The organism is Vogesella mureinivorans, from assembly GCF_007644035.1.
Taxonomy (GTDB): domain Bacteria; phylum Pseudomonadota; class Gammaproteobacteria; order Burkholderiales; family Chromobacteriaceae; genus Vogesella; species Vogesella mureinivorans.
Map to the genome: position 1 here is coordinate 1 of NZ_VMTV02000543.1, position 275 is coordinate 275.

At 38.9% G+C, this 275-nt stretch carries 1 pseudogene; it reads right to left on the reverse strand.

The features are described 5' to 3' along the window. Positions 1–32 precede the first annotated feature (32 nt). Positions 33–275 (reverse strand): annotated as a pseudogene (locus FLQ44_RS14465) (Tim44 domain-containing protein); the annotation flags it as partial.

Consider the following 275-nt stretch of genomic DNA (forward strand, 5'->3'; position numbering starts at 1 on the left):
TGGTTTTGATGAACTAAACATTACCGATTTGATTAGCTTTCTTGTTGGATACCTGCCACTAACCAATCTTGGTTAGAACCCGCAGGTTTTACAAAGTGCCATACTTCAGAGAATGGTGCAGGCAGACTATTTAAATCTTCACTGACTGTACCAGTAAAACGAACACTTACCACATATTGACCATTTTCAGTTGCACTATCGACCACCAATGCATTTAAGTTCGAAAACTCAGCAACATCTTGATCTTGGTTCGCCATGATATCGTTATACATAGA